Raw genomic sequence first — 24,903 nt, 5'->3', positions numbered from 1 at the left:
CACCCTCACTTGCACGTTGACTTGGGTTGTGCGGTCGCAGCATAAGCGGCGACCTCTCCCCCTCAGTTTGCCGCATCCACCCGCCTGCGCGGTGTCGAGGTGGTTAGACCATGGTCGAACGCCGCATGCCCTGGTATGAGAGGGCCGTCTAGCCCGGTAGCTCACGACTGCTGGTCGTGAGGCAAGGCGTACCGACCAACGGTCGGTACCTACGCGGTGCCTGCGGCACCTGCCGGTCCCCTGCCGGCGCCCGGGTCGTACTCGCCCCTTGGGGCGAGTACGACTAATGGCCAATAGCTTCGGTGCGTCAACGCGCCGCACCCTCGGCTCGACCGTGCCCCACGCGCGGCATCACTTTGCCACCCGGGAGAGAGGGCAACATGAGCCACCGTTTGCTGAGGACGACACGCCGGCCGTTGGCCGCCGCCCTGTTCGTCGCACTGATCGCGCCAGGCATGGCGTTCGCTGAAACCGCAAAAGAAAAAGCGCTGGAAGCCCGCGTCGTCGAGCTTGAGCGCCAGGTCCAGCTGCTGCTGAACAACCAGCAGCAACAGCAGGCCCAGATCAGCCAGGCCCAGACCGATGTCACCGCCGTGCGCACGGTGCAGGCGCAGCAGCCGGCGGCGGCCACTGTGCCGGCCGGCAAGCAGCCGATCCAGGTCACCACCATCACCCCCGGCGCCGCGCCGGGCACCACGGTCAAGATCGGTGGCTTCATCAAGGCCGATTTCCTGGCCACCCAGACCGGCGACGGCCAGCTGGCCGACGACGCCACCGGTCGCGCGCTGTACCTGCCGGGCCAGACCCCGGTGGCCGGTGCCGGCGGCAGCGGCAAGCGCTCGGACGTGGACTACAACGCCCACGCCAAGTTCTCGCGCTTCAACCTTGGCATCGACAATGTCAGCGAGGCCGGCAACAAGTCCGGTGCGTTCTTCGAGATGGACTTCTTCGGCAATTCGCTGGGCAACCAGACCGCGACCAATACCTACGGTGCGACCCTGCGTCACGCCTACATGTACTGGAACAACTGGATGGCCGGCCAGACCTGGTCGAACTTCATGGACGCGGCCTCGCTGCCGGAAGCGGCCGACTTCGTCGGCCCGACCGATGGCGTGATCTTCGTGCGCCAGGCCCAGATCCGCTACACCCAGGGGGGCTTCAGTGTCGCGCTGGAAAACCCGGAAACCACGCTGCTCACCGGCACCCGCAACCCGGTCACCGGCGTGTGGACCAACGTGGCCAGCAACTCCGACCGTGGCGCACTGCCGGACCTGACGCTGCGGTATGGCTGGAAGGGTGACTGGGGCACCTTCGGGGTCGGCGGCGTGGTTCGCCAGCTCAAGGTCGACAACCAGACCACCGGTGCCGACGCGGACAAGATCGCCGGCGGCCTGACCCTCGGCGGCAAGTGGGTGATGGGCCCGACCGACACTCTGCATTACCAGGTCACCGGCGGCGAAGGCATCGCGCGCTACATCGGCCTGGGTGTCACCGCCGACACCGCGTATGACATCGCCCGTGACGAACTCAACCCGACCGGTGTGCTGGCCGGTTACGTGGGCTGGCGCCACGCCTTCACCCCGAAGCTGCGCACCAACCTGATCTACGCGCGCAGTGATTACGACAACGACGGCAGTCTCGGCCCGCTGGTCACCAAGAGCGTGCAGAGCATCCGCGGCAACGTGTTCTACACGCCGATGCCCAAGGTCGATGTCGGCGCCGAGCTGATGTACGGCGTGCGCGAGATCGAGGATGGCCGCAAGGGCGATATCAGCCGCCTGCAGTTCACGACGAAATACAGCTTCTAAAACAGAAAACGCGTGCCGGCGTACAGCCGGCACACCACCACGATTGCTTCGGAGGGGAAGCGTCCCATGTCAACAACACCTGCACCGGCGAAAGCCCAACTTACCCAGGGACACAAGAAGGTCATCTTCGCGTCCAGCCTGGGGACCGTCTTCGAGTGGTACGACTTCTTCCTGTACGGCTCGCTCGCCGCGATCATCGCCAAGCAGTTCTTCAGCGGTGTCAATGAAACCACCGGCATGATCTTCGCCCTGCTGGCGTTCGCGGCCGGCTTCTTCGTGCGTCCGTTCGGCGCGGCCTTCTTCGGCAGCCTCGGCGACCGCATCGGCCGCAAGTACACCTTCCTGGTCACGATCCTGATCATGGGCATCTCGACCTTCCTGGTCGGCGTGCTGCCCAACTACGCCTCGATCGGTTTCGCCGCCCCGGTGATCCTGATCATCCTGCGCCTGGCCCAGGGCCTGGCGATGGGTGGCGAATACGGTGGCGCGGCGACCTATGTCGCCGAGCATGCACCGGCCGACAAGCGTGGCCTGTACACCAGCTTCATCCAGTGCACCGCGACGCTTGGCCTGTTCATGTCGCTGCTGATCATCCTGGCCTGCCGCTACTTCCTGGGCAATGAAGCGTTCGAAGCCTGGGGCTGGCGTATTCCGTTCCTGGTCTCGATCGTGCTGCTGGGCATCTCGGTGTGGATCCGCCTGCAGCTGAGCGAATCCCCGCTGTTCCAGCAGATGAAGGCGGAAGGCAAGGGCTCCAAGACCCCGTTCCGTGACAGCCTCAAGGACGGCAACCTCAAGCTGATGCTGCTGGTCCTGCTCGGTGCCGCAGCTGGTCAGGCGGTGGTCTGGTACGGCGGCCAGTTCTACGCGCTGTTCTTCCTGAGCAGCATGCTCAAGGTCGACGCCACCACCTCCTATCTGCTGATCGCCGCAGCCCTGGCACTGGGCGTGCCGTTCTTCATCTTCTTCGGCTGGCTGTCCGACCGTATCGGCCGCAAGAAGATCATCCTCGCCGGCTGTCTGTTGGCCGCGATCACCTACATCCCGATCTTCAAGGGCCTGACCCACTTCGCCAACCCGGCCATCGAAGAAGCCCGCACCAACTCGCCGGCGCTGGTCAATGCCGATCCGAACACCTGCTCGTTCCAGTTCGATCCGGTCGGCCTGCGCAAGTTCACCAGCTCCTGCGACGTGGCCACCGCGGCCCTGACCAAAGCCGGTGTGCCCTATGACGTGAAGCCGGCACCGGCTGGTACGCTGGCGACGGTCAACGTCGGGACCACCGCGGTGACCTCCTACGAGGCTGCAGGACTGACCAAGGAAGAACTCAAGGCCAAGGGCGATGCCTTCGGCGGAGAGCTCAAGGGTGCGTTGGGTGCCGCCGGTTACCCGGCCAAGGCCGACAATGCGCGCATCAACATCCCTGGCACGATCTTCATGCTGTGGCTGCTGGTGCTGTACGTGACCATGGTCTACGGCCCGATCGCCGCCTACCTGGTCGAGCTGTTCCCGACCCGCATCCGCTACACCTCGATGTCGCTGCCGTACCACATCGGTAACGGCTGGTTCGGTGGCTTCCTGCCGGCGATCTCGTTCGCACTGGTGGCCGGTACCGGCAACCTCTACTACGGCCTGTGGTACCCGATCATCATCGCGTTGATGACGGTCGTGGTTGGTGGCCTGTTCCTGCATGAAACCAAGGACGTGGACATCACCAAGTAACGGTGATCCACACGGCAGGACGAAGGGGCCGCGATGCGAATCGCGGCCCTTTCTGTGTCCGGGGTAGTGCCGGCCGCTGGCCGGCTCTGCATGAGATTCCGGAGACGCGTGCATGGCTGCCGGCCAGCGGCCGGCACTACCGATCATCACGTTCTGTGCGGCTATAGTCGGCCCATGAGCGATGCCCACACCGATCCTGCCGCGCTTCCCGCGATTCTGCAGCGCCTACGTACCGCCTGGCAGGCCAACCGCCCGACGCTGGAACAGCGCCGCGATGACCTGCAGCGCCTGCGAGCGGCCCTCAAGGCCCGCCTGCCGGAGATGGCCACGGCGATCTCGGCCGACTTCGGCCACCGTTCCACCCACGAATCGCTGATCGCCGACGGCATGACCGTGCTCGGCGACATCGACCATCTGTGCAGCCACCTGCGCGGCTGGATGCGGCCGCGCAGGGTCGGGGTCGGCTGGCGGTTCTGGCCGGCACGCGCCCAGACCCGGCCGGTTCCTCTGGGTGTGGTCGGGGTGATCTCGCCCTGGAATTACCCGGTCAACCTGGCGTTGATTCCGCTGGCGACCGCGATCGCCGCCGGCAACCACGTGATCCTCAAGCCGTCCGAGCACACGCCACGCACCAGCGCCTTCCTGCAGTCGCTGCTGGCGGAGGTGTTCCCCTCCGATCGCGTGGCGGTCGTGCAGGGCGATGGAGACCTTGCCAGCGCCGTGGCCGGCTCGCCGCTGGACCACCTGGTGTTCACTGGCTCCACCGCCATCGGCCGCAAGGTCATGGCCGCGGCCGCCGAGCACCTGACCCCACTCACGCTGGAGCTGGGGGGCAAATCTCCGGCCATCGTCTGCAGCGATTACCCGTTGGAGAAGGCGGCCGCGCGGCTCGCCACCGGCAAATTCTTCAATGCCGGCCAGACCTGCATCGCGCCGGACTACGTGCTGATCGACGGCCATCGCCAGCGCGAACTGGTGCAGCAGCTGCAGACGCAGGTGCAGGCGCGCTATGGCGATTTCAGCGACGCCGCCGATTACACCCGGATCATCCACGACGGCCAGTACCAGCGCCTGCGTGGCTATCTCGAGGAGGCTCGCGCGCGGGGCGTGCCGGTGATCGAACTGGCGACGGTCGATCCCGAGCGTGCGCAGCGCGAGCGGCTGATCGTGCCGACCATCGTGCTCGATCCGCCGGCCGATCTGGCGCTGATGCGCGAAGAGATCTTCGGACCGATCCTGCCGGTCTGCGCGTATCCGGATCTGGACGCCGCCATCGCAGAGGTGCAGTCCCGTGACCGCCCGTTGGCGCTGTACGTCTTCAGTCAGGAACGTGTGCAGGTGGAACGGGTGCTGGTGCAGGTCGTGGCCGGCGGCGTCACCGTCAACGACACCCTGCTGCATTTCGCGGTCAATGGCCTGCCGTTCGGCGGGGTCGGCCCGAGTGGCATGGGCGCCTATCACGCGCGTGCCGGTTTCGATGCGATGAGCAAGCAGCTGCCCATCCTGTGGCAGTCGCGCTGGGCCGCCAGCGATCTGCTCAAGCCGCCGTATTCGAAGATCGCCGGGATGTTGAAGGCGATGGTGCGGTGAGGGCCGCCGGCATGGACGCCCGCTACAGACGCCTGAGCGCGGCCAGGAACGCGTCGGGATCCTCCGGGGATACCAGCAGCGTGTAACCGGCCGTCGTCGGCAGGATCACCACCTTCGCGGGATCGGTCACTACTGCAAATGCTTTCCCCTTGCCGGTGCGGAACCACCCCAGTGAAAGGCCCGGCATGCCGATGCCATTGGTGCGTAGACCCAACGCAGTGTCATCGCTGCCGGGCAGCCGCCGTCGTGCGCCGGCATGATCGATCTGTGCCATCGGAACGGAAACGGAATACGCGCCGCCACCGACGGTCAGAGTCGTGGCGTCCGCCGTCAGCCGGATCGCGCTGAGTTGCCAGACGCCAAGCAGGCCGATGATGACGGCCAGAGAGGTGGCGCCGAGCGCGGCCAACTGGGACATCCTGTCCTGCCCGAGGAAGTAGACCGCCGCGCCGACCAACAGTAGCGGGACGACGCCGATCAGCAGCACCGCAGCGAGGGTCTTGTAATTCAACGCGTGGATCGCGAATTCAGTGGGCATGCTTCGTCGGAACTCCTGCCGTCTTGTAAGCGTAGAAGGTCACCGCGTCAATAATCTGAGGCAAGCTATCGGTGGATACATTTATCAGACTAAGATTGGACAACGACGTCAGTACCGCCGCTACCTCTTCGCGAATACTTTCACGTAGCGCGTGGAGTTGCAATTCTCCATCCTGAGTGACCTGTGAAAGACGATAGCTCGTTTGCATATTCCTGACTGCCGCAGGATCCAACTTCATGAACTGACCGGTAAAGGGTGCGGCTGCAAATCTAGGATGTTCATTCCCGTTAACCAAGATTGCTGTCATTACAGCGGCACTGATGCCTACACCCGCCATAATAGCAATCGTTGCAGCAACCGCGGCGGAGACATACAGCACGGCGAGTAGCGCGATGCCGACTACGCAGGCCGCCATTGCAGAGCATGCAGCGATGGTAACCCCTCCGTCACCCCGTAGCACTTGAACAACGGCGGCTAGATCCTCCTCCATCGCGATAGCGCCCGAACTCTTCAGGATGCCAATAAACTCATTCTTCTGTTCTGATGTAAGAGGTGCATTTTCATGAGCCCCGATTGCGTCTCGGATCACGTGGATGTTAGAGGAAATTATTCGCTCAATCCGCGATTGCAGAGCTGAGGGATCACGGCGCTCAAATACACCTGCAATTCGCATGTACTCGAATAGCTTGTCGTAGTCTCGCTTGCTAAGTGCATCTTTCACCGAAGGTTCTGACAGGGCAACTAGCATCACGACGGATCTGTCCAAGAGTGTCGCGTCCGATCCATCTAAGCCATGTTGTTCAAAATAGCGTCGTGGCGACGAAAAGAATGAGTTGGCGGCAGAGCTATCAGTAAGAACCGACTCGACGAGATTGGATACTCTTGCCAATTCGGTTAACGCGGAATGGGGCAGGCCTGAGTTTGCAAGTGGAAGGATCAGCCTATCCGCTCCGGAGGGCGCAACTGTCCCGTCCGCAACGCTGGCCGGCGCTCCGTGAAGTCGACCTGCTACACCAGTGGCAATAGGCACCACCAGGGTGGCTTGTATGAATCTTCTGCGCTTGCTGTCAATTTTCATATCCATTCCATAATAAGATTATGCGGACCTCGATAGATTGAGTGAGCGCTCACGTAAAGCCATTGACACTTTTAGTCTTGTCATTACCTCTGGAATAAATTCTTGATAGCGCTCGCGAATCGCGTTTCGAATTTCTGGGTTTTTGTGCATAATGGAGCAGGCTTCGCATATATGCACAACGTTCTCCAGCTCCGCGAATGAATTCTTGCCCATCACTCGTTCAATGATGGAATACGGGCCATCTACGTGAATCCACATTTTCATAAAGTCATCGAACTGCGATGAATATAAGGATTCGATGTTATAGCCGTCGTTTTTTCCGAGACGCATTTCGGGAATATGCTCCAGAGTGAGTCCGCAACAAGCTGATAGGTTGTCATGGGGCGTCACAACAACGGTATCGAAAATTTGATTACAACCCACTCTGAGTTGTTCAATATCGACCTTTTGTTGGCGTCGCTCCGCGTCTTCATGAAAAGGCATCCACGAATTTGATTGGACAGATATGGCTCTTGACTCAATGTAAGGGGAAAGTATGGGGCTTTTCAGAATTTCATTTATCAGCGATAGGTCTTCCCCCTGATTCTCTACTGTGACAAGGCAGAATATTCCTGCCTCGGCGGCTGCTGTAGCTGCATTTATAATGCTGGATGATGGCACCCATTCTTGATGATCTTTGCCAGTGCTAATGTTAAGTTCTTGGAGTCCGGATGATCGAAGTTCTGCGGCCGTACGGTGAGCTGTATTGGCAGTTTTTCCCCAGTACCCGTTAGAAACCACGCGAGTCGCTAGGCCCTCACTAGTGCAATAAGCGATTGCAGCAAAAAGGTCATCTTTGAGCATCAGTGCTTCGCCGCCGCTGAATACAACTAGGCCTAGCTCAAGGAACGCTGATTTTGCTTCTCTAATTCGATCAATTATTGTTTCTTTTGAAAGGCGGCCACTAATTAAAGGGCTTGATTCAAAGCAGCACTGCTTGCATGCAGCTGTACATTGATATGTGCAGAGGATTGTCAGAGTTCTTGGGCTGAGTGATCCGCTAATTGGCACTTTATGGATTCCTTTTTGGGAGCTTGAAGATAAACAATACCCATGGATAAGTGCGCGGCTTGATGGCGATTTACGAGTTAGTCCTGTTTGATGCTTACGTTTGCTAAATTGAATGCGGGGCGCGTCGATCGTAAGTATGGATTGTGATATTTCTGAAGTTCGCCGTGCGTTGGTTGGTGAAGGCTGCACATGCGGATATGAGTGAGATTGACGTTAACGTTAATTCCTTTTTGCTAGATTCCCTCCATCCATCCTGCCGTGCAATGGAAATACTGCTAATTTTTCTGTAGGTAAATGCCTGCGGTAATAAGGTCAATTGCGACATTAAGTCGATCTAGATGTTGCGCCAGAGGTGAGGCTGTCAGAATGCTAGCTTAGTTACGCGAGTGCGTCTGGCGCACGTTTCGAAAAAGTGTTATGCATCGAAATATGCGGATTGCAATAGATGTGGCAATCCACTTCCATGTTTGGTTCCGCTGCCGGCTGTGGCCGGGCACTTGGTGCTGGTGACTGCGTCGAGTCGGAAGCCTTGTAAGGAATCGCAGGGAGACTCTGTTTTAGTCAGTCCGGCGCTTTAATCGACCATCCACTTAGTACGCAATTTTGCGCTTATCCACTCGTTAACCTTCAAGCATTTGGTGGGCCGCGATGCTCCTGATCACCTCAGATATCGAGTGTTTGTCAGTGCTGCCCGCACTCAGTGGAACTCGGCAGCGGCACGCCTCCACGGGTAGAATGCCCGCATGAAAATCGCTTCCTGGAACGTCAATTCGCTCAACGTGCGCCTGCCGCACCTGGAACAATGGCTCACGGCGTTCACGCCGGATGTGGTCGGTATCCAGGAAACCAAGATGGAGGACCACAAGTTCCCCGACGCGGTGCTGGCCGGGCTGGGCTACCGCAGCGTGTTTGCCGGGCAGAAGACCTACAACGGCGTCGCGCTGCTCTCGCGCGAACCGGCGCAGGACGTGCAGATCGGCATTCCCGGTTTCGAGGATGAGCAGAAGCGCGTCATCGCCGGGACCGTCAACGGCGTGCGCATCATCAATCTGTACGTGGTCAACGGCCAGGACGTGGGCACCGACAAGTACGCCTACAAGCTGCGCTGGCTCGAGGCCGTGCACGCTTGGGTCGAGGCCGAGCTGGCCAGGTACCCGGAGCTGGTGGTGATGGGCGACTTCAACATCGCCCCCGATGCCCGCGACGTGCACGACCCGCTGGTGTGGAACGAGAACCACATCCTGACCTCCACCGCCGAGCGCGGCGCCCTGAACAAGCTGCTGCAGCTGGGCCTGCACGATGCGTTCCGCCTGCACAGCGAGGAAGAAGGCGTGTTCAGCTGGTGGGATTACCGGGCGGCCGGCTTCCGCCGCAACCTGGGCCTGCGCATCGACCTGACCCTGGTCTCCGACGCGCTCAAGGCGCGCACGCTGGCCTCGGGCATCGACCGCGAGCCGCGCACCTGGGAGCGCCCCAGCGACCATGCGCCGGCATGGGTGGAGCTGGCGCCGTAAACAACAAGGCCCGGCAGTGCCGGGCCTTGTTGATCGAACGAAGTACGTGAGCGCGTCAGCGGATGCTTTTACGGGTGAACAGATTCACGATCGCCAGCAGAATGACTGCGCCGATCAGCGAATAGATGAACGACCACAGCGTGATCGCTTCATTGATGCCACCGCCGAAAAAGTAGCCGGCAATCAGCGCGCCGACGATGCCGACCACGATGTTGAGGATGATGCCTTGCTGCGCGTCCCGCTTCATGATGATGCTGGCAAGCCAGCCCACGATGCCGCCGACGATCAACCAGATGATGATGCCCATAGCGTTGACTCCCTCTGTGCGGATGCGACCTGTGCAGTTGACGGCACACCCCGTGAAGTCGTCGTGCAGCCGGTATGGCGGGGGCGTGGCATGACCCTGCCGGCGACCTTGGAGGGCCCCTGGCGCTTCGGCCCGGTCACGGTCTGGCGCCTGCCGCATGTGCCGGGCACCCGCGGCGAGCCCCAGGCCCGGGTCCTGCTGGCCGAGCAGCTGGGCGGGGCGCCGGAGGACCTGCCGCTGCAGCGTGACCCGCGTGGCCGCCCGGCGCTGCATGGCCCGTTGGTCCATGTGGGCACCGGGTGGAGTCACAGCCACGGCCTGCTGCTGGTCGCGATGGGTGAGGGGGTGCGGCTGGGCGTGGACCTGGAACCGCTGCGCCCGCGGCCGCGGATGCTGGAGATCGTGCAGCGCTTCTTCCACCCGGCCGAGATCGCCTGGCTGGAATCGCTGGACGAGAACGCCCGCAACCACTGGTTCTTCCGGGTGTGGTGCGCCAAGGAGGCGCTGCTGAAGGCGCAGGGGCAGGGCATCTCGTTTGGTCTGCACCGGCTGCAGCTGGCCCCCGGCATCGACGGAGGCCTGCACCTGGCCTGGTGCGACCCGGAACTGGGGCCCGCCGAGCGCTGGCACCTGCATGAGTGGCAGGCGGCGGATGATTTCCGCGCGGCGCTGGCCTGGCATGCGGTGTGAGATCGAGGGCGTGGCCAGCGATTGGGTGTGCGGGCGGAGGCAGCCGATCAACGGTCAGGTATGCGAGCAGCGGCAGCCGACCAACGGTCGGCTCTACCGACCTGCGATAATGGCCGCATGAACGAACACATCCTCCCCGCTGGCGTGGCCGACGCGCTTGAGCGCGGCCTGGCCGCCATGCAGCTGGACGCCGCGCTGGCACCGCCGCTGCTGACCTACCTGACCCTGCTCGACCGCTGGAACCGTACGTACAACCTGACGGCCATCCGCGATCCGCTGGAGATGGTGACCCGCCATCTGCTCGATTCGCTGGCGATGCAGCCGTACCTGGAGAGCGGCACCCTGGCGGACCTGGGCACCGGCCCCGGGCTGCCCGGCATCCCGCTGGCGATCGCGCGCCCGCAGCTGCAGGTGACCCTGGTCGAAAGCAATGGCAAGAAGGCCCGCTTCATGCGCGAGGCCGTGCGCCAGCTGGGCCTGGGCAACGCCCGCGTAGCCGAGTCGCGCGCCGAGGCGCTGGCCGAACCGGCCGCCTATGACCATCTGACCGCGCGCGCGATGGACACCCTGGCCGGGATCATCCGGGTCGGTGGGCACCTGCTGCGCCCGGGCGGCCGCCTGCTGGCGATGAAAGGCGTGTACCCGCACGACGAGATCGCGCAGCTGCCGGCCGGTTGGTCGGTCGAACAGGTGCTGCCGTTGAGCGTCCCTGGATTGACCGGCGAGCGCCATCTGGTGGTGGTCACCGGCCCGTGAGCCGGTGACTCCCGCGCCCGCATCGCCCGTCCCAGCGTCGTCCCGGCGCCCTCCCGCGGTGTCCCCATGCGGCGCCACCGGCGTGCCCGTGGGCGTCGTTGCGGCATTGCGGCGCATGCCTGCCGCGCATCTCACAGTGCATGACACGCCTCATATACGCATAATGACCAGTCCCACTCCCTGCCGATGAGGCTCACCCGCATGGCCCGCATCATCGCCATCGCCAACCAGAAAGGTGGCGTCGGCAAGACCACGACCGCCGTCAATCTGGCCGCCTCCCTGGCTGCTGCACCCAAGCGCGTGCTTCTTGTCGACCTCGATTCCCAAGGCAATGCGACCATGGGCAGCGGCGTGGACAAGCGCGAAGTCGCCGCTTCCACCTGTGACCTGCTGCTGGGCGAAAGCACCGCGGCCGAGGTCCGGGTCAAGACGCCGGAGGGCTTCGACCTGCTCCCGGGCAACATCGACCTGACCGCCGCCGAGATCCAGCTGATGGACCAGAGCGAGCGCGAGCAGCGCCTCAAGCGCGCGCTGGCCCCGATCCGCGACGAATACGACTACATCCTGATCGACTGCCCGCCGGCGCTGTCGCTGCTGACGCTCAACGCGCTGGCCGCCGCCGATTCGGTGATCGTGCCGATGCAGTGCGAGTACTACGCGCTGGAAGGCCTGAGCGCGCTGGTGGAAACCATCGAAGCGCTGCGCGCCAACCTCAATCCCGCGCTGGAAATCGAGGGCGTGCTGCGCACCATGTTCGATGTGCGCAACAACCTGGCCAATGCCGTGTCGGCCGAGCTGACCGAGCACTTCGGCGAGCAGGTGTTCCGCACCATCGTGCCGCGCAACGTCCGCCTGGCCGAGGCGCCCAGCCATGGCCAGAGCATCGTCGGGTACGACCGTGCCTCGCGCGGTGGCGTTGCCTATCTCGGCCTGGCCGGCGAGATCATCCGTCGCAACAACCAACGCAAGAAGGCCGACAAGGCCATGGAGACCGCCTGATGAGCACCAAGCCTGCCCTCGGCAAGAAACGCGGCCTCGGCCGTGGCCTCGACGCGCTGTTGGGGCCCAAGGGGGCGGTGACACAGGTGCAGGCAGCGGCCGTGGTCGAACCGCAGCCGGGTGAACTCCTGCGCAAGCTGCCGGTGGGCCATCTGCAGCCGGGCAAATACCAGCCGCGCCGCGACATGGACGAAACCAAGCTCGCCGAGCTGGCCGAGTCGATCAAGGCCCAGGGCGTGATCCAGCCGATCCTGGTCCGCCAGCTCGGCCCGGACAGCTTCGAGATCGTGGCCGGCGAACGCCGCTGGCGCGCGTCGCAGCTGGCCGGCCTGGACGAAGTGCCGGTGGTGGTGCGCGAGCTGGAAGACCGCACCGTCATCGCGATGGCGCTGATCGAGAACATCCAGCGCGAAGACCTCAACCCGCTCGAGGAAGCCGAAGCCCTGCAGCGGCTGATCAGCGAGTTCGCCCTGACCCATGCCGAGGCCGCCCAGGCCGTGGGCCGCTCGCGTGCGGCGGTGTCCAACCTGCTGCGCCTGCTGGAGCTGCCGATCGCGATCCGCCTGCTGCTGGAAACCCGCCGGCTGGAAATGGGCCATGCCCGCGCCCTGCTGACCCTGGCGCCGGAACTGGCCAGCAAGCTCGCCCAGGAAGCGGCCGACCAGGGCTGGTCGGTACGCGAAGTGGAGCACCGCGCGCAGCAGTTCGCCGCCGGCAAGGTGCCCGGCGCGTTGCGCAAGAAGCCCTCCGCCGCTGCACCGCAGGCCGACATCGCCTCGCTGGAAACCGAACTGTCCGAGTCGCTGGGCGCCCGCGTGGCGATCAACCACGGCCGCGGCGGCAAGGGCAAGCTGATCATCCATTACACCGACCTGGACACGCTGGATGGCGTGCTCGACCGACTTCGCGCACAGAAGGGCTGAGTCCCCCGCAGGCGTCAGAGGATTTCCCCCCAGCAATGAACCCCACCAAGGTCGACCGCAACCATCTGTTGCGTCTGACCGACCTGCCGAATGTCGGGCCGGCCTGTGAGAAAGATCTCCGTCTGATCGGCATCCGCGTGCCAGCGCATCTGCGCGGTCGCGATGCCTATGACATGTACGCGCAGCTGTGCCTGCGCACGGGGGTGATGCACGACCCCTGCGTGATCGATGTATTCCTGTCGGTGCTGCGTTTCATGCAGGGCGAAGCGCCGCGGCCGTGGTGGGATTTCAGCAAGGAACGCAAGGCCACCCTGGCCAAGGAAGCGCCGCTCAGCCTCTGGTGAAGCGGACCACCGGGACGTGTGCAACGCCACGCGGGCGTCCCGGGAAAGCACTGTATTGATACGTGGCAAGTAGGACGGACGGACCCCATGACCATTCTCGTGACCGGCGCTGCCGGCTTCATCGGCGCCAACACCTGCAAGGCCCTGCTCGCGCGCGGTGAGCGCGTCGTCGGCCTGGACAACTACAACGACTACTACGATCCGCAGATCAAGCGCGATCGCGTGGCTGCGCTGTGCCCGCAGGCCGATATCCGCGTGCTCGACCTGACCGACCGCGACGGCCTGGCCGCGCTGTTCGACGAGGTGCAGCCGACCCGGGTCATCCACCTGGCCGCCCAGGCCGGCGTGCGGTACTCGCTGGAAAACCCGCATGCCTACGTCGACAGCAACCTGACCGGCTTCGTCAACATGCTGGAGCTGTGCCGCCACCGCGGCGTGGCCCATCTGGTGTATGCCTCGAGCAGCTCGGTGTACGGCGATTCGGCCACCCCGCCGTTCTCCGAAGACCAGCGCATCGACAAGCCGCGCTCGCTGTACGCCGCGACCAAGGCCGCCAACGAATTGATGGCCTACACCTACGCCCAGTTGTTCGGCCTGCATGCCACCGGGCTGCGCTTCTTCACCGTGTACGGCCCGTGGGGCCGCCCGGACATGGCGCCGCTGCTGTTCTCGCGCGCGGTCCTGGCCGGCCGCCCGATCGACGTGTTCAACGACGGAAAAATGCAGCGCGACTTCACACATGTCTCCGACATCGTGGATGGCATCCTCGGCGCGCTGGCGCATCCGTCCAGCGACACGGTGCCGCACCGGGTGTTCAACCTCGGCAACCACACGCCGATCGAACTGGAGCACTTCATCGGGGTCATCGAGTCCGCCGCCGGACGCCCGGCGCAGAAGGTCTACAAGCCGATGCAGCCCGGCGACATGGTCCGCACGATGGCCGATACCACGCGGGCGCATGACGCTTTCGGCTACGAGCCGGCGATGCCGATCGAGCGCGGTCTGCCGCCGGTGGTGGCCTGGTGCCGGGATTATTTCGGGGATCACGCCTGACACACACGCCTCGATTCATCTTCGGATAACCTCGGGTGCGGAAAATGCGCGCTCTTTTTCGATCCTGGCCAATCGCAGAGCCCGACCATGAGCCAACCCCAGTTGTCGGTCGTCGTCCCGGTCTTCAATGAACGCGACAACGTCACGCCCCTGATCAACGAGATCACCACCGCGCTGCGCGGGCAGGTCGATTTCGAAATCGTCTACATCGACGACCACTCGCGCGACGACACCCTGGCGGTCCTGCAGGCCCTGAAGGCCACCACGCCCGAGCTGCGGGTACTGCACCACGTCACCCAGAGCGGGCAGAGCACCGCGGTGCGCAACGGCGTCAAGCACGCCCGCGCGCCGTGGATCGCCACCCTGGACGGTGACGGCCAGAACGATCCGGCCGACATCCCCAAGCTGCTCGCCGCGCGCGCGGCGGCCGCCACTGAGGTCAAGCTGTTCGCCGGGTGGCGTGTGAACCGCCAGGATTCGGGCAGCAAGCGCTGGGCCAGCAAGTGGGCCAATGCGATCCGCGCGCGCATGCTGCACGACGATACCCCCGATACCGGCTGCGGCATCAAGCTGTTCGAGCGTGCGGCGTTCCTGGAGCTGCCGTACTTCGACCACATGCACCGCTACCTGCCCGCGCTGATGCAGCGGGCCGGCTGGAAGACCACCAGCGTGCCGGTCAACCATCGGCACCGCACCGCGGGTGTGTCCAAGTACAACAACCTGGGCCGCGCGCTGGTCGGCATCCGCGACCTGCGCGGCGTAGCCTGGCTGATCACGCGCAGCAAGCGCACCGCCGTGGAAGAGCGCTGATGGAACTGCACTGGCTCGACCAGCCACTGACGTGGCTTTACTGGACCGGCCTGCACGTGACCGGCTGGAAGTTGATCGGCTACACCGGCGCGCTGATGTTCGGTGGCCGCTGGCTGGTCCAGTTCATCGCCTCGCGCCGTGCCGGCAAGCCGGTGATCCCGCGCCTGTTCTGGTACATGAGCGTGGTCGGCAGCCTGATGACGCTGAGCTACTTCCTGTTCTCGGCCAAGCAGGACTCGGTGGGCGTGCTGCAGAACCTGTTCCCGGCGTTCACCGCGCTGTACAGCCTGAAGCTGGATATCGACCATCGTGGGTGGAAGCGGGACAAGGCGGCGCATTGAGGGCGTGCCGACCGACCAACGGTCGGTGGCTACCGGACGGGGTGAACGTCGGATGGGGGCCGGGGTCGTAACGGGGGCCCGCGACGCGGGCAGGACCTTTGATCCATGCGCGGCCCCTTCGCCCGGTGCCATGATCGGGGTTTGCCGTCCCCCGGGAACCCTGATCGTGAAATCACCGCTCGTTGCTGCGCTGCTGCTCGCCCTGGCCCTTCCTGCCGGCGCCGCCCTGGCCGCGCCTCCAGCTGCCCCGGCCGCCGCCCCGGCCAGCCTGGCCACTGAAAGCCCCGCCGATGCGCAGTTCCGCGCCATCTACGAGAAGGAATGGGCCTGGCGCGAAGCCGGTGGCGGTGAGGCCAGCGAAGACGGCGACGGCCCGGCCAACGCCACCCGCATGCCCGATGTCGGCGCGGCCGCGCAGCAGGGCCGGCTGAAGGTCTGGGACGACGTCCTGGCCCAGCTGGACAAGGTCGACACCCAGGCGCTCTCGGCCGAGAACCGCATCAACTACGCGATCTACCGCGACCAGGTGTTCAACCTGGCCGCCGATGTGCGCCTGCGCGCCTACGAAATGCCGTTCAACGCGGACTCCTCGTTCTGGTCCAATCTGTCCTTCATGGCCCGGCGCGAGATGAAGACCGCGCAGGACTACCGCAACTACATCGCGCGCCTGAACGACGTGCCGCGCTACTTCGACCAGCAGACCGACAACATGCGTGCCGGCCTCAAGCGTGGCTTCAGCGTGCCGTGCGCGGTGCTCGATGGCCGCGAGGTGTCCATCGCCACGGTCTCCGAACTGAAGGATCCGACCCAGTCGCCGCTGTACGCGCCGTTCAAGAAGCTGCCGGCCAGCATCCCGGCCGCCGAGCAGGCACAGCTGCAGGAGCAGGCCCGCCAGGCCATCGGCGGCAGCGTGGTGCCGGCCTTCGCCAAGCTGCGCACCTTCTTCGTCAGCGAGTACGTGCCGCAGGCGCGCACCACCCTGGCCGCCGAAGCGATGCCCGGCGGCAAGGCGTACTACAAGCAGCAGATCCACGAATACACCACGCTGGACCTGACCCCGCAGCAGATCCACGAGATCGGCCTGAAGGAAGTGGCGCGCATCCAGGCCGAGATGGACGGCATCATCAAGCAGGTCGAGTTCAAGGGCAGCTTCGCCGAGTTCCTGACCTTCCTGCGCACCGATCCGCAGTTCTATGCCAAGACCCCGGACGAGCTGCTGCACCGCGCGGCGTGGATCTCCAAGCGCGTGGATGGGGTGATCGGCAAGTACATGACCCTGCCGCGCGCGCGCTTCACCATCGTGCCGGTACCGCCGGATATCGCCCCGTTCTGGACCGCCGGCCGCGGTGGCATGGGCACCTACTGGCTCAACACCTACAACCTGCCGGCACGGCCGTTGTACAACCTGCCGGCGCTGACCCTGCACGAGTCCGATCCGGGCCACGCCCTGCAGGGCGCGCTGGCGGCCGAGCAGGGCGAGCAGCCCGCGTTCCGCCGCAACAACTACATCTCCGCCTACGGCGAAGGGTGGGGCCTGTACTGCGAGAAGCTCGGCGTGGAGATGGGCATCTACGAAACCCCGTACGAGGATTTCGGCCGCCTCACCTACGAGATGTGGCGTGCCGCGCGCCTGGTGATCGATACCGGCGTGCACCACAAGGGCTGGACCCGCGAGCAGGCGCTGTCCTACCTGCGCGACCACACCGCGCTGAGCGAGCATGAAGTGACCACCGAAGTGGACCGCTACATCTCCTGGCCGGGCCAGGCGCTGAGCTACAAGCTCGGTGAGATCGCGATCGTGCGCCTGCGTGCGCAGGCCGAGAAGGAGCTGGGTAACCGCTTCGACGTCAAGGCCTTCCACGACGCCGTGCTGAGCCAGGGCTCGGTGCCGCTGCCGGTGCTGGAGGCGCAGATCCAGGCCTTCATCGCCCAGCGCAAGGCCGCCGCCAGCTGAGGTGCGCGGGGGCCGGCCGTCGCGCCGGCCCCGCCAACGTGAACCAAGCTGCCGGCCTGCGATTGTGTAACGGCTTCACGCCCGGCTACCCTGCGGGCCATGTTCCGTCGTGCCCGCCCGCGTCCGTCCCTGCTGCTCCGCCTGCTGATGCTGGTGGTGGTCGGTGTGGGCGTGTTCGGCAGTTCGCTGGCCTCGGCCCTGGCCGATATCCACCTGAGCGTGCATGCCGACAGCAGCGAGCTGCATGGCAGCGATGACACCGCCGGCACCGCCTCCAGCGACGACGACGGCAACGAAGACTGGCTGCATGCCCTGGTGCATTGCGGCCACTGCCATGGCCACGGCGGCGTGCTGCCGATGGCCGCGATGGCCTGGAGCCTGCCCGCCGCCCCCAGCCACGGCGTCCCTGCCGGGTTGGTCGCGCAACTGCGCACCCAGCCGCCCGAGAACCTGCTGCGTCCTCCGATAGCGATCTGACGCCCTGCGGCTGCGTGCCGCCGTTTGCCATCTGATCGTTTTCTGGAGACTCCCATGTGGATGCGTCTGGCAGCGTTGGCTGCCATTGCGTTCGTGCCGTGCGTGTACGCACAGGGCACGACACCTGCTGCACCGTTGACCCTCGACGACGCCATCGCGCGCGTCGCCCAGTACCACCCCGACCTGCGCCTGGCGCAGGCCCTGCGCCCGGTGTGGGAAGCCCGCCGTGACGCGGCCGGCCTGTCGCCGCCGTTGACCGTGGGCGTGGAACTGGAGAACGCGCTCGGCACCGGCGAGGCCCGCGGCGTCGATGCCGCCGAGGTCACCGTCACCCTGGCCGGCGTGCTGGAGCGGGGCGGCAAGCTGGATGCCCGCCGCGCCGTAGCCCAGGCCAACCTCGACAGCCTCGCCCCGCAACGTGAAACCGCGCGGCTGGACCTGATGGCCGAGGTCGCCCGCCGCTACCTGGCGGTGACCGACGCGCGCCAGCAGCTGCGCATCGCCGAGACCGATATCGAACAGCGCAGGCGCGCGGTGGCGGCCGCGCGGCTGCGCCTGCAGGCCGGTGCTTCGCCGGAGTCAGTGCTGATGACGGCCCAGGCGATGCTGGCCCAGGCTGAGCTGGACCGCGATCGCGCCATGCAGATGGATCAGTCCGCGCGTGCGGCACTGTCGGCGTTGTGGCGCCAGCGTGATCCTGGCTTCGATGTGGTGAGTGGCGACCCGATGCAGCTGCCCGCGCTGCAGGACTTTGCCGTGCTCGCCGACGAACTCCAGCGCACGCCGGAACTGGCGGTGCTGGCTGGCGAGCGCCGCATCCGCGAAGCGCAGGTGCAGCTGGCCCGAACCGAAGCACGGCCCGACGTCAGCTGGCAGGTGGGCGTGCGCAACAGCCGCGATACCCGCGATACCTCGCTGGTGGCTGGTTTCAGCCTGCCGCTGGGCAGCGTGCGCCGCGCCGAGCCGGAGATCCGCGCGGCCGAGGCCGAGCTGGCGCTCAACGGCGTGGAGCGCGAGGCGCGCGCGCTGCAGCTGTACGCCACGCTCGCCGAAGCGCATGGGCGCTACCTGACCTCGCGATTGGAAGTCACGCGCATGGCGCGCGACGTCCTGCCCCAGCTCAAGCGCGCCGAGAATGCCGCCGAGAAGGCCTGGCGTGCCGGCGCGATCAGCTACATGGAATGGGCCCAGCTGCAGGCGATGCGGATCGAAGCACGCCAGCGTCAGCTGGAAGCGGCCATCGCCGCACAGACCGCCCTCATTGAAATCCAGCGGCTGACCGGCCAGAGCATGGTCGCCGCCACCGACACCGTGTCCACGGAGGACCGCCGATGACCGCTTCCCTGACCCGTACCGTGCTGGCCGGCAGCCTGTTGATCGCGCTGATGGCGCTCACCGGCTGCGGCAGCAGTGACCCCGCGGCAGCGCCGACCAAGGCCGCTGCGACGGACGCCGGCCATGGCGAGGCCGGGCATGACGATGATCATGACGATCATGACGCACCGGAAAGCACCACCATCGCCGCCGCGATGGCCGAACAGGCCGGCATCCGGGTGGCGCCGGTGGTGGCCGGCACCATCGCCGACGAGCACGACGTGCAGGGCCTGCTGACGCCGGTCGATGGCCGTGTCGCGCAGGTGATGGCGCGCTTCCCCGGGCCGATCCGCTCGCTGCGCGCCAATGTCGGCGACCGCGTGCGCGCCGGCCAGGTGCTGGCCAGCATCGAGAGCAACCTGAGCCTCACCACCTACACCGTGACCGCACCGATCGGTGGCGTGGTGCTCGCGCGTCAGGCCCAGGTCGGCGGCGTGGCCGGCGAGGGCACGCCCTTGTTCGAGATCGGTGATCTGTCCACGTTGTGGGTGGACCTGCATATCTTCGGCAACGACACCCAGCACATCACCGCCGGTGTGCCGGTCACGGTGTCGCGGATGACCGACGGCGTCAGCCAGGCCACCACGCTGGAGCGTGTGCTGCCCGGTACCGCCACCGCCAGCCAGAGCACGGTCGCCCGTGCCACGCTGCGCAACGATGATGGCCAATGGCGGCCCGGTGCCGCGGTGAAGGCCCGCATCGTTGTTGCCACCACCCCGGCCGCGCAGGTGGTGCCGCTGAGCGCGCTGCAGACGATGGACGGCAAGGACGTGGTGTTCGTGCGCGAAGGCGAGACCTACACCGCACGCGCGGTGACGCTGGGTGCACGCGATGCCGGCAAGGTGGAAGTGCTCGGTGGCCTGGCCCTCGGCGAAGAGGTGGTGGTCGAGCAGAGCTACGTGGTCAAGGCCGACATCGGCAAGGCAGGGGCATCGCATGAACATTGACGCCTCGCCACGCCCCGCATCCGGAGGGCGCCGTCATGCTTGAGCGCATCATCCGCGCCGCCATCGCCCATCGCTGGTTGATGATGGCCCTGACGTTGGTGCTGATCGCGCTCGGCAGCTGGAGTTTCACCAAGCTGCCGATCGACGCCACCCCGGACATCACCAACGTCCAGGTGCAGATCAACACCGCCGCGCCGGGCTACTCGCCGCTGGAGACCGAACAGCGCATCACCTATCCGGTGGAAACGGTGATGGCCGGCCTGCCGGCGATGGAGCAGGCTCGTTCGCTGTCACGCTACGGCCTCTCGCAGGTGACCGTGGTGTTCAAGGACGGCACCGATATCTACTTCGCCCGGCAGCAGGTCGCCGAGCGCCTGCAGCAGGTCAAATCGCAGATCCCCGAGGGACTGGATCCGCAGCTGGGGCCGATCTCCACCGGCCTCGGCGAGATCTTCATGTACACCATCGATGCCGATCCCAAGGCGCGCAAGGCCGATGGCACGCCCTACACCGCCACCGACCTGCGCACCCTGCAGGACTGGGTGATCCGGCCGCAGCTGCGCAACGTGCCTGGGGTGACCGAGGTCAACACCATCGGTGGCTTCCAGCGTCAGGTGCACATCACCCCGGATCCGGCACGCCTGCGCGCGCTGGGCTTTACCTTGGAGGACGTGGCGCAGGCGGTGGAAACCAACAACCAGAACGTCGGCGCCGGCTACATCGAACGCAACGGCCAGCAGTTCCTGGTGCGCATCCCCGGGCAGGTCGCCAACCTGGAGGAGATCGGCAACATCGTGCTGGCCCGCCGCGAAGGCGTGCCGATCCATGTGCACGATGTGGCCCAGGTGCAGGACGGCCCGGAACTGCGCAGCGGCGCGGCCACACAGAACGGGCATGAAGTGGTGATGGGCACGGTGGTGATGCTGATCGGCGCCAACAGCCGTGATGTTGCCCAGGCCGCGGCCGCGCGCCTGCAGCAGGCGCAGGCCAGCCTGCCCGAGGGCGTCACCGTCACCGCCAGCTACGACCGCACCGCGCTGGTCGACCGCACCATCGAGACGGTCGCCAAGAACCTGATCGAAGGCGCCCTGCTGGTGATCGTGGTGCTGTTCCTGCTGCTCGGCAATTTCCGTGCGGCGTTGATCACCGCGGCGGTGATTCCACTGGCGATGCTGTTCACGCTGACCGGCATGGCCCGGGGCGGTGTGTCGGCCAATCTGATGAGCCTGGGCGCGCTGGACTTCGGCCTGATCGTCGATGGTGCGGTGATCATCATCGAGAACTGCCTGCGCCGCTTCGGCGAACGCCAGCACCTGCTCGGCCGCGACATGACCCGCGAAGAACGCTTCGCCGAAACCGCCAGCGCCACCGCCGAAGTGATCCGCCCGAGCCTGTTCGGGCTGGGCATCATCACCGCGGTGTATCTGCCGATCTTCGCGCTCACCGGCGTGGAAGGAAAAATGTTCCACCCGATGGCGATCACCGTGGTGCTGGCCCTGACCGGTGCGATGGTGCTGGCACTGACCTTCGTGCCCGCCGCGATCGCGCTGTTCCTCGGTGGCCGTGTGCAGGAGAAGGAAAACCGCCTGATGGCCTGGGTGCGTCGGCGCTACGAACCGATGCTGGGCTTCGCCCTGCGACGCGGCCGCTGGATGGTGGCCGGTGCGCTGGTGCTGGTGGTCGGGTGTGGCCTGCTGGCGACGCGGCTGGGCAGCGAGTTCGTGCCGAACCTGGACGAAGGCGATGTCGCGATGCACGCCATGCGCATCCCCGGCACCAGCCTCACCCAGTCCATCGAGATGCAGAAGCAGATCGAGAACCGGCTGGTGCAGTTCGCCGAGGTGGACAAGGTGTTCTCCAAGATCGGCACGCCGGAAGTCGCCTCTGATCCGATGCCGCCCTCGGTCGCCGATACCTTCATCATGATGAAGCCGCGCAAGGCTTGGCCGGATCCGCGCAAGACACGTGCGGCGCTGCTGGCCGAACTGGAAGAAGCGGTCGAGCAGTTGCCCGGTAACAACTACGAGTTCACCCAGCCGATCCAGATGCGCACGAACGAGTTGATTTCCGGCGTGCGTGCCGACGTGGCGGTGATGCTGTTCGGCGATGATCTGGACACGCTGCTGTCGGTCGGCAAGCGCATCGCGGCGGTGGCCGGCAGCGTGCCGGGTGCGGCCGACGTGCGGGTAGAAGAGACGAGCGGTCTGCCACTGCTGACCGTTACCCCCAACCGCACCGCGTTGGCCGGGTATGGCTTGAACCCGGGCCAGGTGCAGTCGACCGTGGCCACCGCGGTGGGTGGCCAGGTGGCAGGGCAGCTGTTCGAAGGCGATCGCCGCTTCGATATCGTGGTGCGCCTGCCCGAAGCGCTGCGCCAGGACCCGGCCGCGCTGGCGGACCTGCCGGTGTCGTTGGAGACGGCGCTGGCCGATGACGCCGACGAGTCCAGCCGCACCGGCAGCTGGACCAGTGGCAGTGCGCGCACGGTGCCGCTGCGTGAGCTGGCGACGCTGAGCAACAGCGAAGGGCCGAACCAGATCAACCGCGAGAACGGCAAACGCCGGATCGTGGTCACCGCCAACGTGCGTGACCGCGACCTTGGTGGATTTGTCGGTGATCTGCAGCAGGCGATCGGGCGCGATGTGCAGGTGCCCAACGGCTACTGGATCGAGTACGGCGGCAGTTTCGAGCAGCTGATCTCGGCCAGCCAGCGCCTGTCCATCGTGGTGCCGGTGACGCTGGCGATCATCTTCGCGCTGCTGTTCTGGGCGTTCGGCTCGGTCAAGGATGCGGCGATCGTGTTCAGCGGCGTGCCGCTGGCGCTTACCGGTGGCGTGCTGGCGTTGGCGCTGCGCGGCATTCCGCTGTCGATCTCGGCCGGTGTCGGCTTCATCGCACTATCCGGCGTGGCGGTGCTCAACGGCCTGGTGATGATCAGCTTCGTGCGCAGCCTGCGCGAGCAGGGGATGCCATTGCCGCAGGCGGTACGCGAGGGTGCCTTGGGCCGTCTGCGCCCGGTGCTGATGACCGCATTGGTGGCCTCGCTGGGCTTCGTGCCGATGGCCTTCAACGTCGGCGCCGGCTCGGAGGTGCAGCGTCCGCTGGCGACCGTGGTGATCGGCGGCATCGTCTCCTCCACGCTGCTGACCTTGCTGGTGCTGCCGGTGCTGTATCGCTGGCTGCATCGGAAAGGATGAGGCGGCACGGGTGATCGGGTAACTCTTCATCGATGGGGTAGCACCCGACCGTTGATCGGGTGATTCTTCAGGCGGCACAGAAAAATCCGTGTGCGCCGTGGCCGCTGCTATCGAGGTGACAACCACGCCTCGATGGCAGCGACGCCAGTGCTGACGCCGTTCTCGGCAGTCATCGCGTGACCCAGCGCGGCGGCGCGGGCACGGGTATCGGCACGTTCGGCGAACGCGATGGCCCGCCTCAGTGTCCCGGCGTCCAACCGCTTCGGCGACAGCGCCGCCGGTGCCACGCCCAACTGCTGCAACCGGTCCGCCCAGAAGAACTGATCCGCGGCGAACGGCATCACCAGCGACGGCACCCCGGCCCGGCAGGCCGAGTGCGTGGTGCCGCTGCCACCGTGGTGGATGACGAGCGAGCAGCGCGGGAACAGGGCTTCGTGCGGGGTCGGCCCGAGCACGAACACGTTTGGCGGAAGCGGGGCGCTGGGCAGCCCGGCCCAGCCCGGGAACAGCAGTACCCGCCGCGGCGCCAGGGCCGCCAGCAGCGCGGGCAGCACCTGGTCGCGATCGAAGCCGGTCATGCTGCCGAACCCGAGGTAGACCGGCGGGGGGCCGGCGTCCAGGAAGGCCTGCAGGGCCGGCGGCGGCTGCCAGCCGTGCTCCGGTGCTCGCCACTGGCCGCAGATCCTGTGGTTGGCGGGCCAGTCCGGCGGCGGGGGCAGCAGGCTGGGCGAGATGCCGTACAGCATCGGCAGATCCCGCCAGGGCGAGGCGCGCCCCGGCATGCCCAATGCCCGTCGCGCGGCGTTGATCGGACCGCGGAAGGTGCGCCATACCGCCTGGTTGACCAAGGTGTAGCTGAGGCGATTGAGCGCGCCGGGCAGGCGCAGCCGTGGCAGGAACGGAGAGGGGAAGCCGGCGGTCGGGGTCAGCGGAATCATCCCGGTGCCGATCACCGGCAGCCCATGGTGTTCGGCCACGGCCAGGCCCACGAACGCGGCCAGCCCGCCGGTCAGCACCGCATCGCACCCGGCGGCCGCCGCGTCGGCCTGGCGCATCCAGCCGGGCACGTGCCGTTGCGCCATCCGCGCCAGACCCCGCGAGGCCGCAAGGCGGGCGTTGCCGCGCGACACCAGCGCCACCACCTCGTCATGGATGTCGCCCTCCAGCGCGGCATGCGGGACGCCCAGCTGGCGCGCGGTATCCAGCGTGCCGCGCTCGGCCAGCAGAAGCACCTCATGGCCGGCGCCGATCAGCCCATGACAGAGCATCACCAGCGGGCGGGTGTCGCCTTCGGTGCCGTAGGTCAGGGCGAGCAGCTTCATGAAAGGCTGAAGGCGAAGGGCAGTAAAGGGGCTGGGGTCGTCATCGTCACATCCGCGTTGCAGGCCCGGGCAGCCTAGCGGAGCGGCTGTCACGGGGCCGGGATGGCGC

The 24,903-nt window shown here is 65.8% G+C and carries 22 protein-coding genes; 17 read left to right on the top strand and 5 right to left on the bottom strand.

Going from position 1 to position 24,903, the window contains the following annotated elements:
* Positions 1-380 precede the first annotated feature (380 nt).
* The 3 genes from PV764_RS17020 (at position 381) to PV764_RS17010 (ending at position 5,120) form a co-directional block, all read left to right on the top strand.
* Complete coding sequence (locus tag PV764_RS17020; protein WP_046272970.1) at positions 381-1,808, top strand: DcaP family trimeric outer membrane transporter; 1,428 nt, start codon at positions 381-383, stop codon at positions 1,806-1,808.
* A gap of 66 nt (positions 1,809-1,874) precedes the next feature.
* Positions 1,875-3,530, top strand: coding sequence for an MFS transporter (locus PV764_RS17015; protein WP_421117141.1), 1,656 nt, complete (start codon positions 1,875-1,877; stop codon positions 3,528-3,530).
* 174 nt (positions 3,531-3,704) lie between these two features.
* Positions 3,705-5,120 carry a coniferyl aldehyde dehydrogenase gene (locus PV764_RS17010; RefSeq protein WP_421117140.1) on the top strand — a complete coding sequence of 472 codons (1,416 nt, stop codon included), beginning with the start codon at positions 3,705-3,707 and terminating at the stop codon, positions 5,118-5,120.
* Between the two features lie 22 nt (positions 5,121-5,142).
* Here PV764_RS17010 and PV764_RS17005 read toward each other — a convergent pair whose 3' ends face one another.
* The 3 genes from PV764_RS17005 to PV764_RS16995 are packed head-to-tail and all read right to left on the bottom strand — an operon-like array spanning position 5,143 to position 7,786.
* Positions 5,143-5,658, bottom strand: coding sequence for a PH domain-containing protein (locus tag PV764_RS17005; protein WP_421117139.1), 516 nt, complete (start codon positions 5,656-5,658; stop codon positions 5,143-5,145).
* Positions 5,648-6,736 (bottom strand): hypothetical protein, encoded by a 1,089-nt coding sequence (locus PV764_RS17000; protein WP_421117138.1) that lies wholly within the window; start codon positions 6,734-6,736, stop codon positions 5,648-5,650. The genes PV764_RS17005 and PV764_RS17000 overlap by 11 nt, the downstream gene beginning before the upstream one ends.
* 18 nt (positions 6,737-6,754) lie before the next feature.
* Positions 6,755-7,786 (bottom strand): radical SAM protein, encoded by a 1,032-nt coding sequence (locus PV764_RS16995; protein ID WP_421117137.1) that lies wholly within the window; start codon positions 7,784-7,786, stop codon positions 6,755-6,757.
* A 743-nt stretch (positions 7,787-8,529) separates the two neighbouring features.
* On the opposite strand from PV764_RS16995, the gene xth reads away from it, so the two are divergent.
* Positions 8,530-9,300 carry an exodeoxyribonuclease III gene (gene xth, locus PV764_RS16990; RefSeq protein WP_421117136.1) on the top strand — a complete coding sequence of 257 codons (771 nt, stop codon included), beginning with the start codon at positions 8,530-8,532 and terminating at the stop codon, positions 9,298-9,300.
* Between the two features lie 55 nt (positions 9,301-9,355).
* Here xth and PV764_RS16985 read toward each other — a convergent pair whose 3' ends face one another.
* Positions 9,356-9,607, bottom strand: coding sequence for a GlsB/YeaQ/YmgE family stress response membrane protein (locus tag PV764_RS16985; RefSeq protein ID WP_019185610.1), 252 nt, complete (start codon positions 9,605-9,607; stop codon positions 9,356-9,358).
* Between the two features lie 90 nt (positions 9,608-9,697).
* On the opposite strand from PV764_RS16985, the gene PV764_RS16980 reads away from it, so the two are divergent.
* The 13 genes from PV764_RS16980 to PV764_RS16920 all read left to right on the top strand — a co-directional run bounded on the left by PV764_RS16980 (position 9,698) and on the right by PV764_RS16920 (position 23,472).
* A complete protein-coding gene (locus PV764_RS16980; RefSeq protein WP_421117135.1) occupies positions 9,698-10,297 on the top strand; it encodes a 4'-phosphopantetheinyl transferase family protein in 600 nt (199 codons plus the stop codon).
* A gap of 117 nt (positions 10,298-10,414) precedes the next feature.
* Positions 10,415-11,053, top strand: coding sequence for a 16S rRNA (guanine(527)-N(7))-methyltransferase RsmG (gene rsmG, locus PV764_RS16975; protein WP_399620432.1), 639 nt, complete (start codon positions 10,415-10,417; stop codon positions 11,051-11,053).
* Between the two features lie 201 nt (positions 11,054-11,254).
* On the top strand, positions 11,255-12,052 hold the full coding sequence (locus PV764_RS16970; protein ID WP_019185613.1) for a ParA family protein: 798 nt from the start codon (positions 11,255-11,257) through the stop codon (positions 12,050-12,052).
* Entirely contained in the window at positions 12,052-12,975 is a 924-nt protein-coding gene (locus tag PV764_RS16965; protein WP_019185614.1) for a ParB/RepB/Spo0J family partition protein, read from the top strand. Before PV764_RS16970 ends, PV764_RS16965 begins: the two co-directional genes overlap by 1 nt.
* 35 nt (positions 12,976-13,010) lie before the next feature.
* A complete protein-coding gene (locus tag PV764_RS16960) occupies positions 13,011-13,319 on the top strand; it encodes a helix-hairpin-helix domain-containing protein (RefSeq protein WP_019185615.1) in 309 nt (102 codons plus the stop codon).
* Positions 13,320-13,406: 87 nt separating this feature from the next.
* Complete coding sequence (locus tag PV764_RS16955) at positions 13,407-14,372, top strand: SDR family NAD(P)-dependent oxidoreductase (RefSeq protein ID WP_070426232.1); 966 nt, start codon at positions 13,407-13,409, stop codon at positions 14,370-14,372.
* Between the two features lie 87 nt (positions 14,373-14,459).
* Complete coding sequence (locus tag PV764_RS16950; RefSeq protein ID WP_046272973.1) at positions 14,460-15,182, top strand: glycosyltransferase family 2 protein; 723 nt, start codon at positions 14,460-14,462, stop codon at positions 15,180-15,182.
* Positions 15,182-15,523 carry a lipid-A-disaccharide synthase N-terminal domain-containing protein gene (locus tag PV764_RS16945; RefSeq protein ID WP_019185618.1) on the top strand — a complete coding sequence of 114 codons (342 nt, stop codon included), beginning with the start codon at positions 15,182-15,184 and terminating at the stop codon, positions 15,521-15,523. The genes PV764_RS16950 and PV764_RS16945 overlap by 1 nt, the downstream gene beginning before the upstream one ends.
* 130 nt (positions 15,524-15,653) lie before the next feature.
* Positions 15,654-17,477 (top strand): DUF885 domain-containing protein, encoded by a 1,824-nt coding sequence (locus PV764_RS16940; protein ID WP_421117134.1) that lies wholly within the window; start codon positions 15,654-15,656, stop codon positions 17,475-17,477.
* A 99-nt stretch (positions 17,478-17,576) separates the two neighbouring features.
* Positions 17,577-17,954, top strand: coding sequence for a DUF2946 family protein (locus PV764_RS16935; protein WP_019185620.1), 378 nt, complete (start codon positions 17,577-17,579; stop codon positions 17,952-17,954).
* Between the two features lie 54 nt (positions 17,955-18,008).
* Positions 18,009-19,289 (top strand): TolC family protein, encoded by a 1,281-nt coding sequence (locus PV764_RS16930; protein ID WP_421117133.1) that lies wholly within the window; start codon positions 18,009-18,011, stop codon positions 19,287-19,289.
* On the top strand, positions 19,286-20,275 hold the full coding sequence (locus tag PV764_RS16925; RefSeq protein WP_399620448.1) for an efflux RND transporter periplasmic adaptor subunit: 990 nt from the start codon (positions 19,286-19,288) through the stop codon (positions 20,273-20,275). The genes PV764_RS16930 and PV764_RS16925 overlap by 4 nt, the downstream gene beginning before the upstream one ends.
* 35 nt (positions 20,276-20,310) lie before the next feature.
* The gene (locus PV764_RS16920; protein WP_421117132.1) at positions 20,311-23,472 is read left to right on the top strand and encodes an efflux RND transporter permease subunit; all 3,162 of its coding nucleotides are present in this window, start codon (positions 20,311-20,313) and stop codon (positions 23,470-23,472) included.
* Between the two features lie 107 nt (positions 23,473-23,579).
* On the opposite strand, the gene PV764_RS16915 is transcribed toward PV764_RS16920, so the two are convergent.
* A complete protein-coding gene (locus PV764_RS16915; protein ID WP_046272601.1) occupies positions 23,580-24,794 on the bottom strand; it encodes a glycosyltransferase in 1,215 nt (404 codons plus the stop codon).
* Positions 24,795-24,903 lie beyond the last annotated feature (109 nt).

The sequence above is a fragment of the Stenotrophomonas sp. AS1 genome (assembly GCF_048957655.1).
Taxonomy (GTDB): Bacteria; Pseudomonadota; Gammaproteobacteria; order Xanthomonadales; family Xanthomonadaceae; genus Stenotrophomonas; species Stenotrophomonas bentonitica_A.
The sequence above is the reverse complement of the archived record's forward strand: the minus strand, read 5'-3'. Positions and strand labels throughout refer to the sequence as shown.

What these genes read in the sequence shown, in the direction of transcription:
- PV764_RS17020 (WP_046272970.1), top strand. Translation starts at nt 381, where the DNA reads ATGAGCCACCGTTTGCTGAGGACGACACGCCGGCCGTTGGCCGCCGCC.
- PV764_RS17015 (WP_421117141.1), top strand. Translation starts at nt 1,875, where the DNA reads ATGTCAACAACACCTGCACCGGCGAAAGCCCAACTTACCCAGGGACAC.
- PV764_RS17010 (WP_421117140.1), top strand. Translation starts at nt 3,705, where the DNA reads ATGAGCGATGCCCACACCGATCCTGCCGCGCTTCCCGCGATTCTGCAG.
- PV764_RS17005 (WP_421117139.1), bottom strand. Translation starts at nt 5,658, where the DNA reads ATGCCCACTGAATTCGCGATCCACGCGTTGAATTACAAGACCCTCGCT.
- PV764_RS17000 (WP_421117138.1), bottom strand. Translation starts at nt 6,736, where the DNA reads ATGAAAATTGACAGCAAGCGCAGAAGATTCATACAAGCCACCCTGGTG.
- xth (WP_421117136.1), top strand. Translation starts at nt 8,530, where the DNA reads ATGAAAATCGCTTCCTGGAACGTCAATTCGCTCAACGTGCGCCTGCCG.
- PV764_RS16985 (WP_019185610.1), bottom strand. Translation starts at nt 9,607, where the DNA reads ATGGGCATCATCATCTGGTTGATCGTCGGCGGCATCGTGGGCTGGCTT.
- PV764_RS16980 (WP_421117135.1), top strand. Translation starts at nt 9,698, where the DNA reads ATGACCCTGCCGGCGACCTTGGAGGGCCCCTGGCGCTTCGGCCCGGTC.
- rsmG (WP_399620432.1), top strand. Translation starts at nt 10,415, where the DNA reads ATGAACGAACACATCCTCCCCGCTGGCGTGGCCGACGCGCTTGAGCGC.
- PV764_RS16970 (WP_019185613.1), top strand. Translation starts at nt 11,255, where the DNA reads ATGGCCCGCATCATCGCCATCGCCAACCAGAAAGGTGGCGTCGGCAAG.
- PV764_RS16965 (WP_019185614.1), top strand. Translation starts at nt 12,052, where the DNA reads ATGAGCACCAAGCCTGCCCTCGGCAAGAAACGCGGCCTCGGCCGTGGC.
- PV764_RS16960 (WP_019185615.1), top strand. Translation starts at nt 13,011, where the DNA reads ATGAACCCCACCAAGGTCGACCGCAACCATCTGTTGCGTCTGACCGAC.
- PV764_RS16955 (WP_070426232.1), top strand. Translation starts at nt 13,407, where the DNA reads ATGACCATTCTCGTGACCGGCGCTGCCGGCTTCATCGGCGCCAACACC.
- PV764_RS16950 (WP_046272973.1), top strand. Translation starts at nt 14,460, where the DNA reads ATGAGCCAACCCCAGTTGTCGGTCGTCGTCCCGGTCTTCAATGAACGC.
- PV764_RS16945 (WP_019185618.1), top strand. Translation starts at nt 15,182, where the DNA reads ATGGAACTGCACTGGCTCGACCAGCCACTGACGTGGCTTTACTGGACC.
- PV764_RS16940 (WP_421117134.1), top strand. Translation starts at nt 15,654, where the DNA reads ATGATCGGGGTTTGCCGTCCCCCGGGAACCCTGATCGTGAAATCACCG.
- PV764_RS16935 (WP_019185620.1), top strand. Translation starts at nt 17,577, where the DNA reads ATGTTCCGTCGTGCCCGCCCGCGTCCGTCCCTGCTGCTCCGCCTGCTG.
- PV764_RS16930 (WP_421117133.1), top strand. Translation starts at nt 18,009, where the DNA reads ATGTGGATGCGTCTGGCAGCGTTGGCTGCCATTGCGTTCGTGCCGTGC.
- PV764_RS16925 (WP_399620448.1), top strand. Translation starts at nt 19,286, where the DNA reads ATGACCGCTTCCCTGACCCGTACCGTGCTGGCCGGCAGCCTGTTGATC.
- PV764_RS16920 (WP_421117132.1), top strand. Translation starts at nt 20,311, where the DNA reads ATGCTTGAGCGCATCATCCGCGCCGCCATCGCCCATCGCTGGTTGATG.
- PV764_RS16915 (WP_046272601.1), bottom strand. Translation starts at nt 24,794, where the DNA reads ATGAAGCTGCTCGCCCTGACCTACGGCACCGAAGGCGACACCCGCCCG.